Source organism: Teichococcus deserti (assembly GCF_001982615.1).
Taxonomy (GTDB): Bacteria; Pseudomonadota; Alphaproteobacteria; order Acetobacterales; family Acetobacteraceae; genus Pseudoroseomonas; species Pseudoroseomonas deserti.
The window spans coordinates 1-9,462 of the sequence record NZ_MLCO01000083.1 but is presented as its reverse complement, the minus strand read 5'-3'; the positions used below and the strand labels follow the sequence as shown (position 1 = coordinate 9,462).

The window sequence follows — 9,462 nt, the reverse complement described above, 5'->3', positions numbered from 1 at the left end:
CCGCCGCTGCGCGCCCCGGCCCCCGCGGCGCCGATCGTGCTCAGCCGCTCGCCGCGCGCCTCGGTGCCGCCGGCGGTGCTGGCCATCGGCTCCTCGACCGGCGGGCCGGAGGCGCTGGCGCATGTCTTCCGCGCCTTCCGCCGCCCGCCCCGCCTGCCGGTGCTGCTGACCCAGCACATGCCGCCCGCCTTCATCCCGATGCTGGCCGAGCATCTGGGCCGCATCGGCCCGGTCCCGGTCCAGGTCGCCAAGGAAGGCGAGCCGGTGCTGCCCGGCCGCGCCTATCTGGCGCCGGGTGGCCGGCACATGCTGGTCGCCGCCGGCAGCCCGCCGACCATCACCCTGTCCGACGGGCCGGAAGAGCATTTCTGCCGCCCCGCCGTGGACCCGATGCTGCGCAGCCTGGCCAGCGTCTATGGCGGCCGCTGCGCCGTCGCCGTGCTGACCGGCATGGGCCATGACGGCGGCCCCGGCTCGGTCGCCATCGACGCGGCCGGCGGGCTGGTGCTGGCCCAGGACCAGGCGACCAGCGTGGTCTGGGGCATGCCCGGCGCCGTGGTCGAGCGGGGTGCCGCGCGCGAGGTGCTGCCGCTGCCGCAGCTGGCCCAGCGCCTGGCGGAGCTGATCGGCGCCGCATGACGGCGCCGGCGGCCCGGCCTGCGGCGCCCGCGATCCCGCCGCTGCGCAGCAACCTGTCGCCGGCCGAGTTCCAGGAGCTGGCCCAGGCGATCCGCCGGGTCTCCGGCCTGGTGCTCGGACCGGAGCAGGACTACCTGCTGGTCACCCGGCTGGCGCCGCTGCTGCGCCGCCACAACCTGGCCGATCTCGGCGCGCTGCTGCGCCGGCTGCGCGGCCCGGGCGCCGGCGCACTGGCGGCCGAGATGGCCACCGCCACCGCCACCCACGAGACCAGCTTCTTCCGCGACGAGCTGCCGTTCCGCCATCTGGCCGAGATCGCCCTGCCGCGGCTCGCCGCCGCCCGGCCGCGCGACGCCCGGCTGAAGCTCTGGTCCGCCGCCTGCTCCACCGGCCAGGAAGCCTTCTCCCTGGCCATCCTGGCGCATGAGGGGCGCCCGGCGCTGGGCGGCCGCGGCGTCGAGATCCTGGGCACCGACCTGTCCTCCGGCGTCGTCGCCCGCTGCCGCGAAGGCGTCTTCTCGGATTTCGAATCGGCCCGCGGGCTGAGCCCCGCCCGCCGCTCGCGCTGGTTCGAGGCCGTCCCCGGGGGGCTGCGCGCCATCGCCGCCCTGCGCGACGATTGCCGATTCGTGACCGCCAACCTGGTCGAAAATCCGCCCTCCGCCGGCCCTTTCGACGTGGTTCTGCTGCGCAACCTGCTTATCTATCTCGACCAGCCGACCAAGGAGCGGGTCGTGGAGAATTGCGCGCAGCGGATGGCCGCCGATGGCCTCCTCTATCTCGGCGCGGCGGAAGTGCTGCTGAGCCTGCGCAGCCGCTTCGTGCCGCTGGCCGGCTGCCACGGCGCCTACCGCCTCGACACGCCGGCGGCGGCGCGCTGCTGGGGCGGCGCCTGATGCCGGCCGAGCTCACCACCGCCGCCCGCGCCCGCCAGGCCGCGGGTCTCCTGCGCGCCCTGCCGCAGGGCCGCATCGCCGGGCGCGTCGCCTCCGCCGGCGCCCTGTCCGTTGAGATCACCGGCCTGCAGCCCTTTCTTTCGGTTGGCGCCCGGGTGAACGTCGAATCGGCCAATGGCCCCGTCCCGGCCGAGGTGGTGGCGCTCTCCGGCGGTCAGGCCCGCGCCATGGCCTATGGCGCCCTCGAGGGCGTCCGCCTCGGCGCCCCCGTGGTGTTCCAGGGCCCGCCGCAGCTGCACCCCGACGACAGCTGGCTCGGCCGGGTCGTCGACCCGCTGGGCCGGCCGATGGATGGCCGCGGCCCGGTCGGCCGCGCCGCGATCGGCCGCCCGCTGCGCGGTGGCCCGCCCGAGGCCGGGCTGCGCGCCCGCCTCGGTCCGCGCCTCGACCTCGGCGTCCGTGCCATGGACGCCTTCTGCACCATGCGCACCGGCCAGCGACTCGGCCTCTTCGCCGCCTCCGGCGTCGGCAAGTCCACGCTGCTGTCCATGCTGGCGCGCGGCGCCGATTGCGACGCCGCGGTGCTCTGCCTGGTCGGCGAGCGCGGCCGCGAACTCCGCGAATTCATCGAGGACGACCTCGGCCCCGAAGGCCTGGCGCGCAGCGTCGTGGTCTGCGCCACCTCCGATTCGCCGCCGCTGATGCGGCGCGAGGCCGCCTATGCCGCCATGACGGTGGCCGAGAGCCTGGCCGCCAACGGCCGCCACGTGCTGCTGATGATGGACAGCGTGACGCGCTTCGCCCTGGCCTGCCGCGAGATCGGCCTGGCCGCCGGCGAGCCCCCCGCCACCCGCGGCTACACCCCCGGCGTCTTCGCCGAGCTCCCCCGCCTGCTGGAGCGCGCCGGTCCGGGGCTCGAGGGCCAGGGCGGCGCCATCACCGGGTTGTTCACCGTCCTCGTCGAGGGCGACGACCATGACGAGCCGATCGCCGACGCCGTGCGCGGCATCCTCGACGGCCACGTGGTGCTCGACCGCAAGATCGGCGAGCGCGGCCGCTGGCCCGCCATCGACATCCTGCGCAGCCTGTCGCGCACCGTCCCCGGCTGCCTGACGCCGCCCGAGCGCGAGACCATGCAGCGCGCCCGCCGCCTGCTGTCGCTGCAAGCCGACATGGCCGAGCTGGTGCGCCTCGGCGCCTACCGCGCCGGCACCGACCCGGCGGTCGACGAGGCGCTGCAGATCGCCCCCCGAATCGAGGCCTTCCTGTCGCAGCGCAAGGACGAGCCGGTGATGACCGCCGGCGAAGCCTTCGCCGTGCTGGCGCAGAGCATGGAGGCCGGCGCTGGCCGCGCGTGACCCGCTGGCCGTCCTCCAGCGCCTGCGCGCGCTGGAGACGGCGCTGGCCCAGCGCGACGCCGCCGAGCGCGCCCAGGCCGCCGCCGCGGCGCAGTCCCGCGCCGAGGCCGCCGCCGCCGCCATCCCCGCCGAGACCGCCGCCGCCCGCCAGGCCCAGGCCGCGCAGCCCGATCCCGGCCTGCAGATGCTGGCCGGGCCGGGGCTTGCCGCCTGGCTGCCGCGCGGCCAGGCGATGCGCGAACGCATGGCCACCGAAGCCCGCCTGGCCGAAGCCGCCGCCGAGGAAGCGCGCCGCGCGGTGACCCAGGCGCGGACCAATGAACGGGTCGTCGAGCTGGCCCGGGAGGCGCGCGAAGCCGAGGAAGAGAAGCGGCTTGGGCGGAAGACGCAGGCGGCGCTGGATGAGATGGCGTCCCGGAAGAAAGACAAGCCGCAGTAAGCACAGAGGTAGGCCAGGGGAATGAATTCCCCTGGACCCCTTCTTTTTTCTGATTCCCGGCCGTTGACTGACCAGCGCTTCAACAAAGCCGACACCCGGGCATCACGGCGGGACGCCATCGTACAAAAACGGCGCCACCTCAAAGGTCGCGCTGCGGCCGGGCCGTTTCACGTACTGTCGTCACGTGGACACGGCAGTCACCCCAGAAAAAAGAAGGGGGTTCGGGGGAATTCATTCCCCCGACCTACCCTGATCCTCTTCTGCTTCAGGCTGCCCGATTACCCTTCATCCGCCACACCAGGGCGATGATCTCCGCCACCGCCTGGAAGTGTTCCGCCGGGATCTGGGCGCCGTCGTCGAGCTTGTACAAGGCGCGGGCCAAAGGCGGGCTCGGGATGATCGGGATGCCGTGCTTGTCGGCCTCGGCGCGGATGCGCATCGCCAGCGCGTCGACGCCGCGGGCGACGATGCGCGGCGCCGCGTCGACGCCGCGGACATAGGCCAGCGCGACCGAGTAGTGGGTCGGGTTGGTGACGATCACCGTCGCCTTCGGGATCTCGGCCATCATGCGCTTGCGGCTGCGGCTGATGGCGATCTGCTTGCGGCGGGCGCGGAAATGCGGGTCGCCCTCGCTCTCCTTCATCTCGTCCTTCACCTCCTGCAGCGTCATCCGCATCGACTTCATGTGCTTGAAGTGGACGATGCCGAAATCGGCGAAGGCGACGACGGCGAAGGCCGCGACGGCATAGCTCAGCAGCCGGGTGATCAGGCTGAGGGCGGTGGTCGCCAGCTCCTCCGGCGGGCTGGCGAGCGTCCCGGGCAGCAGGGCGATGACGTCGCCCGACACCCACCACATGGCCAGGCCGCAGGCCAGCAGCTTGATCAGCGCGCGGCCGAGCTCCATCAGCCCCTGCGGGCCGAACAGCCGCTTGATGCCGGTATGCGGGCTGATCTTGCTCGGCTTCGGCGCCAGCGCCTTGGCGTTGATCAGGCCGCGGGTCTGGATCAGCGTCGCGATGACGCCGGCCAGCGCGGCCAGGCCGGCGCAGCCGAAGACCAGTGGCGCAGCGCGCGCCATCAGGTCGGGGGCGGCGGCGTCCCAGCTCAGCGCATGGGTCTGGCTGAACAGCCCGCGGCAGGCCTCGACCAGCTGCCGGCCGAGCGCCGGGCCAAGCCAGGACAGCGCCAGCGCGCCGCCGCAGAGGCTGGCGAGCTGCACCGCCTCGCGGCCGAGCGGGACCTGGCCGGCCTCGCGCGCCTTGCGCAGCCGTTGTTCGGAGGGGTCGTGTGTGCGGTCTTCGGCATCCGCCTCGCTGCTGCCCTCGGCCATGACTCAGCCAAGCCCGGGCAGCAGGGAGAAGGCGGCGCGGACGGCCTCGGCCCAATGGGCGAGCAGCGCCGGCAGGATCACGGCGAGCAGGGCCACGCCGGCCAGCGTCTGCGCCGGCGCGGCCAGGATATAGACCTGCGCCTGGGGCGCCACGCGGGCCAGCAGCCCGCTGCCCATCTGCAGCAGCAGCGACAGCAGCAGCAGCGGCGCCGAGAGCCGCAGCGCCAGGCTGAAGCTGGCGGCGGTGGCGGCGGCGACCGTCTCGGCGGCACCGCCCAGCGCCAGCGGGCCGCCGGCCGGCAGCACCTCGTAGCTTTCGGCCAGCGCCCGCAGCGGGATGGCGTAGAGGCCGGTGGAGAGCACCAGCACGGTGCCGGCCATGCCGAGGAAGCGGCCGATCGCGGTGCCGCCCGAGCCCACGGTCGGATCCGGGGTCAGCACGCTGGCCAGGCCGATGAAGAAGCCGATGGTCTGGCCGGCGATGGTCAGCGCGAAGACCATCAGCCGCGCCAGCCAGCCGAGCCACAGGCCGATCGCCAGCTCTGTGCCGACCAGCTGCAGGGTGGCGGCGACCGTCGCCGGCTCGCGCGGCAGCACCGGCTCGAGGCCGGGCAGCAGCAGCGCCACCACGGCCAGCGCCAGGCCCAGGCGGATGCTGGAGGAGACCTCGGTCTCGCCGATGCCGGGCAGCACCATGCCGCAGGCGCCGACGCGGCACATCACCAGCACCGCCTGGAACGCCAGGTGCGGCAGCGCCTGGAGGAACTCGGCGGCGTTCACCGCACCCCGCCAAGGGCCACGATCTGGTCGAACAGCCCCTCGGTGAAGCCGCGCATCACGGCAATGGCGGCCGAGCTGCCGAACAGCAGCGCCAGGCCGAGCGCCAGCATCTTGGGGACGAAGGCGAGCGCCGCCTCCTGCACCTGGGTCAGCGCCTGCAGGATGGCGACCGAGAGGCCCACCACCAGCAAGATGCCCAGCAGCGGGCCGCCGATCAGCAGGCAGGTCCACAGCGCCTGCTGCCCCGCCAGCGCGATGGCATCGCTTTCCATCTCGACCGCCTCCTGCGGCAATGCCGGCCGGATCTTCCGGCCCGTTGGGCTGGCCTTGCCGCTCAGAGCGGCATGCGCATCACTTCCTGGTAGGCAGCGACGACGCGGTCGCGCAGCGCGACGGTGGTCTGCAGCGCGAGCTCCGCGCGGGAGACGGCGAGCACCACGTCGGTGACGCCGACCGTGCCGTTGATGGCGCCGGTCGAGGCGGTGTCGGCGGCGCGCGTCGTGTCGACGACATTGTTGACCGCGCGCTCCAGCATGGCGCCGAAGCTGCCGCCGGCGCCGCCGACGCCACCCAGCCCGGCGGTCGCGCCGGTGCTGCTGCTGCTCTCGCTGCCGCTGCCGATCTGGGCGGCGGCGCGATAGGCGTTGAAGGCGGCCGAGCCGTTCAGCGGGGTGGTGCTCATCCGCGCAGCGCCTCGATGGTCCGCAGCAGCATCGAGCGGGTGGTCTCCAGCACCGAGAGGTTGGCGCTGTAGCTGCGCTGCGCCTCGCGCATGTCCATCATCTCGACCATGCTGTCGACATTGGGCGTGCGGACGTAGCCACGCGCATCGGCGGCCGGATGGGCCGGCTCGTAATGCTCGGGGAACTCGCCCTGCTGGGTGCCGACGCGGCTGGCCTGCACGGTGGAGACGCCGAGCGCGCGGTCGAGATGGTTGGTGAAGGTCACCGTCTTGCGGCGATAGGGGTCGGCCCCCGGGGTCTGCCCGGTGGTGTCCTGGTTGGCCATGTTCTCGGCCGTCACGCGGAGACGCGTCGACTGCGCGGCCATGCCGGCGGCGGAGACGCTGAGGGCGCGATCGAGATCCATCGAGTTCCCCTGGTGAACCTAGGTGAGGTCAGCCGTTGCGGCCGAGCGCGCTGCGGAACAGCCCGACCCAGCTGCGGTGCAGGCCGAGGGCCAGCTGGTGCGCCTGGTCGGTCTCGGCGACCTTCAGCGCCTGCTGGTCGAGCGAGACGGCGTTGCCGTCCGGCTTGCGCTCGGCGTTGTTGCGGTCCTTGCGGGCGCGCGGGTCGACCCCGGTGCTGAGATGCTGCGCGTCGGTGCGGGCCATGGCCACGCCGGCGCCGGCGCGCTCCAGCGCCTGGGCGAAGGGGGCCAGGTCTTGCGGCTGGTAGCCGGGTGAATTGGCATTGGCGATGTTCTGCGCCAGCACGCGCTGGCGCTGGTCCAGCCAGTGGAGCTTCTGGCCGGCAAGGGCGAGAGGATCGGTCGAACGCTGGCTCATGCCCGCCTTGTCACCCCGGATTGCGGCCGAGATGTTAACCGCTCCTTCAGGGTGCAAGACGGTCCCGCGAAGACCCCCGGGGTGATGCCGCCAGGCCACAGCGAAAGCTGGTCTTTTCGGCCCGTGATCGGCAGGGACTGGACCCGCCGGGAACCTGCACCGCCCGTCCCTTACCGCAGGGTTTGCAGTTCCTTGGACAGCGCCCGGCTGAGCGCGACCTCCTGGCGCAGCCGCTGCAGCTCCGGCGTGCCGGCGCTGGCGGGCGGGGCGGTGAGCGTCGCGAAGGCGTCGCCCAAAGGCCCGCCGGCCATGCGGCTGCCATAGCTGTCGCGCAGCTGGGCGATGCGCGCCTCGTCGCCGGCCAGCGTGCGGAAGGCGGCCAGCCGCAGCAGCAGCTGCCGCTGCGCCGGGTTCAGCTGCGCCGGCGCCGCCGGCAGCAGCGCCGCGGCATGGGCGGAGAGCGCATCGGCCGCCCCGCCCCAGTCCTGCTGCGCCGCCAGCAGGTCGGCCAGCCGCGCCGCGCCGGCCGGGCCCATGTTGCGCAGCGCCGCGGTCGCCTGGGTCAGCTGGCCGGACAGCGCCATGGCGCGCGCCTCGGCCATCGAGCGGCGCGGCCGGTCGGAGGGCTCCAGCGCCGCCTCGGGCAGGGCCTGGATGACGGAGAGCGCCTTCTCCCCCTCGCCGGCGGCGACCAGCAGCTCGGCCAGGCGCAGGTTGATCGGCGCCGGGCGGTCGCTCTTCAGCGCCGCCTTGGCCAGCAGCCGCGCCGCCGGATCCCACAGGTCGAGCGCCGCCAGCCCGTCGGCGATGCGCAGCGCCGCCGCGTCCAGCCGCGGGCCCTGCGGCAGCTGCGCCTGGCGCTGCTCGTAGAACTGCGCCGCCTCGATCACCGGGGTCTTGGGGTCGAGCAGCACGCCCAGCAGCGCTTCCGAGGTCTGTCCCTGCACCGTCTCGGCGGCGTCGGGGAACAGCGTCGCCGTCTCCTCCAGCAGGGCCAGCGCGCTCTCGTGCTGGCCGGCCTGGTGGTAGAGCTCGGCGGCGCGCAGCCGCCGGTTCAGCTCGCGCTGGTCGCCGCGCCAGCCGGGGATGGCGGCCTCCAGCATGGCCGCCGCCGCGCCGGGGTCGAGCTTGCCGGTCAGCAGGCCGAGCTCGGCGATGCGGCCGCGGGCGCGGTCGCGGATGTCGCGGTCGCGGCCCTCGGTCAGCTTGTCATAGGCGGCCATGGCGGCGTCGGTCTCGCCCTTCGCCTCGGCCAGGCGGGTGCGGGCAAAGACATGGGCCGGGGTGTCACCCGGGGCCTCGTCCAGCAGGGCGGCGGCGTCGCGCTGGGCGCCGGCCTCGATCAGGGCGCGCGCCACGCGCGGCACCAGCCGGTCGCGCAGCGCCTTCGGATAGGTGACCAGCAGCGGCGCGTTGCGGGCGAGCGCCGCGGCCAGCTCGGTCGAGGGCGTGCCCTCCCCCAGCGCATCCAGCCGGGCCAGCGCCTGCCAGAAGGCGGGCTCGCCGTCGCGCGGCAGGCGCGGATCGGCCAGCGGTGCCAGCGATTCCTCGCCGCGCCCGGCCATCAGCGCGCCGGCGCCGGTCAGCAGCAGCGCGCGCTTGTCGCCGGCGATGCGCGGATCGTCCTCGGTGGCGAGCTGGGCCAGGGCCTGGGCCTCGGCGCCCAGCCCCATGGCCAGCAGCGTCTCCGCCAGGTCGAGCCGCAGCGCCGCGCGGGCCTGCGGCGGCGCGTTCATCAGCTGGGAGAACAGGGTGCGGCGGCGCTGCATCAGCGCGGCGACCGGGCGGTCCTGCAGGTCGAGGACACGGGCCATCTGCGAGCCGACCTCGCCGAGATGGCCGGGGATCGGCCCGATCGCCAGCGTGCCCTTGGAGGCCAGCGGCACGGCGAAGCCCTCGCGCACCGTGCGCAGCGCGACAGAGGGGTCGCGGATCGCCAGCGCCACGCCATGATCCGTCGGCAGCAGGTCGAAGGGCGAAAAGCTCTGGCCGACCGGCAGCGCGCGGGCCGGGGCGCCGAGCAGGCCGAGCAGCAGCAGCCCCCCCGTCTCGCGGTCCGGCACGGCGACGACGCGGCCGGGCTCGGCCACGCGCAGCAGCAGGCGCGGGCTGGCGCCCTCCTCCTGCTCGACCAGGATGCGCTCGGGGCGCGGGCTGTTCGGGGGCACGATCTGCCAGATGCCGTCGGCGTCGCGGCGCAGGCCGGGGATGCCGCCGCCGGGGACCAGGGGCAGGCGCAGCACGGCGGCGCCGGGCACCTCCATGATCTCCATCCGGGCCAGCGCGGGAGAGAGACGGCGCAGCGCCGCCAGCTCGAGCGGGCGGTTGTCGTCGAAGGCGATGATCAGCGCGCCGCCGCGGGCCAGCGCCGCGGCGCCGACCGAGCGGCCGAAGGGCAGCGGGATCGGCGCGGTCACCGGCATGGCGGCGCCGGGGGTGGCGGCGCGCGGCGGCAGCGGCGCGGCGGGAGCCTGGGCAGCGGGCGGCTGAGCGACCGGCGGCGGCGCCGCCGG

General features: G+C 74.7%; 11 protein-coding genes. 4 read left to right on the top strand and 7 right to left on the bottom strand.

The window, feature by feature from the left end:
- The 4 genes from BKE38_RS10425 to BKE38_RS10410 all read left to right on the top strand — a co-directional run.
- The coding region (locus BKE38_RS10425) for a CheB methylesterase domain-containing protein (protein ID WP_131829557.1) at positions 1–639 on the top strand (639 nt) is incomplete at its 5' end.
- A complete protein-coding gene (locus BKE38_RS10420) occupies positions 636–1,535 on the top strand; it encodes a CheR family methyltransferase (protein WP_083747452.1) in 900 nt (299 codons plus the stop codon). The genes BKE38_RS10425 and BKE38_RS10420, both read left to right, overlap by 4 nt.
- Positions 1,535–2,893 (top strand): FliI/YscN family ATPase, encoded by a 1,359-nt coding sequence (locus BKE38_RS10415; protein ID WP_076957253.1) that lies wholly within the window; start codon positions 1,535–1,537, stop codon positions 2,891–2,893. The genes BKE38_RS10420 and BKE38_RS10415 overlap by 1 nt, the downstream gene beginning before the upstream one ends.
- Before the next feature lie 184 nt (positions 2,894–3,077).
- A complete protein-coding gene (locus tag BKE38_RS10410; RefSeq protein WP_076957252.1) occupies positions 3,078–3,332 on the top strand; it encodes a hypothetical protein in 255 nt (84 codons plus the stop codon).
- Between the two features lie 265 nt (positions 3,333–3,597).
- Here the strand turns inward: BKE38_RS10410 and BKE38_RS10405 are convergent, their stop codons facing one another.
- From BKE38_RS10405 to BKE38_RS31945, 7 genes are all read right to left on the bottom strand, one after another.
- Positions 3,598–4,662 carry an EscU/YscU/HrcU family type III secretion system export apparatus switch protein gene (locus tag BKE38_RS10405; RefSeq protein WP_076957251.1) on the bottom strand — a complete coding sequence of 355 codons (1,065 nt, stop codon included), beginning with the start codon at positions 4,660–4,662 and terminating at the stop codon, positions 3,598–3,600.
- A 3-nt stretch (positions 4,663–4,665) separates the two neighbouring features.
- Positions 4,666–5,442, bottom strand: a complete 777-nt coding sequence (locus BKE38_RS10400; RefSeq protein ID WP_076957250.1) for a flagellar biosynthetic protein FliR — start codon at positions 5,440–5,442, stop codon at positions 4,666–4,668.
- Positions 5,439–5,714, bottom strand: a complete 276-nt coding sequence (locus BKE38_RS10395) for a flagellar biosynthetic protein FliQ (protein ID WP_076957254.1) — start codon at positions 5,712–5,714, stop codon at positions 5,439–5,441. Before BKE38_RS10395 ends, BKE38_RS10400 begins: the two co-directional genes overlap by 4 nt.
- Positions 5,715–5,776: 62 nt before the next feature.
- Positions 5,777–6,124 carry a flagellar hook-basal body complex protein FliE gene (gene fliE, locus BKE38_RS10390; protein ID WP_076957249.1) on the bottom strand — a complete coding sequence of 116 codons (348 nt, stop codon included), beginning with the start codon at positions 6,122–6,124 and terminating at the stop codon, positions 5,777–5,779.
- Positions 6,121–6,531: a flagellar basal body rod protein FlgC gene (flgC, locus tag BKE38_RS10385; RefSeq protein ID WP_076957248.1), complete on the bottom strand. Its 411-nt coding sequence runs from the start codon at positions 6,529–6,531 to the stop codon at positions 6,121–6,123. The genes fliE and flgC overlap by 4 nt, the downstream gene beginning before the upstream one ends.
- Positions 6,532–6,559: 28 nt before the next feature.
- A complete protein-coding gene (locus tag BKE38_RS10380) occupies positions 6,560–6,949 on the bottom strand; it encodes a flagellar basal body rod protein FlgB (RefSeq protein WP_076957247.1) in 390 nt (129 codons plus the stop codon).
- Between the two features lie 170 nt (positions 6,950–7,119).
- Positions 7,120–9,462, bottom strand: a 2,343-nt coding sequence (locus tag BKE38_RS31945) for a hypothetical protein (protein WP_076957246.1), incomplete at its 5' end; no start/stop codon positions are given.

What these genes read in the sequence shown, in the direction of transcription:
- BKE38_RS10405 (WP_076957251.1), bottom strand. Translation starts at nt 4,662, where the DNA reads ATGGCCGAGGGCAGCAGCGAGGCGGATGCCGAAGACCGCACACACGAC.
- fliE (WP_076957249.1), bottom strand. Translation starts at nt 6,124, where the DNA reads ATGAGCACCACCCCGCTGAACGGCTCGGCCGCCTTCAACGCCTATCGC.
- BKE38_RS10420 (WP_083747452.1), top strand. Translation starts at nt 636, where the DNA reads ATGACGGCGCCGGCGGCCCGGCCTGCGGCGCCCGCGATCCCGCCGCTG.
- flgC (WP_076957248.1), bottom strand. Translation starts at nt 6,531, where the DNA reads ATGGATCTCGATCGCGCCCTCAGCGTCTCCGCCGCCGGCATGGCCGCG.
- BKE38_RS10410 (WP_076957252.1), top strand. Translation starts at nt 3,078, where the DNA reads ATGCTGGCCGGGCCGGGGCTTGCCGCCTGGCTGCCGCGCGGCCAGGCG.
- BKE38_RS10380 (WP_076957247.1), bottom strand. Translation starts at nt 6,949, where the DNA reads ATGAGCCAGCGTTCGACCGATCCTCTCGCCCTTGCCGGCCAGAAGCTC.
- BKE38_RS10415 (WP_076957253.1), top strand. Translation starts at nt 1,535, where the DNA reads ATGCCGGCCGAGCTCACCACCGCCGCCCGCGCCCGCCAGGCCGCGGGT.
- BKE38_RS10395 (WP_076957254.1), bottom strand. Translation starts at nt 5,714, where the DNA reads ATGGAAAGCGATGCCATCGCGCTGGCGGGGCAGCAGGCGCTGTGGACC.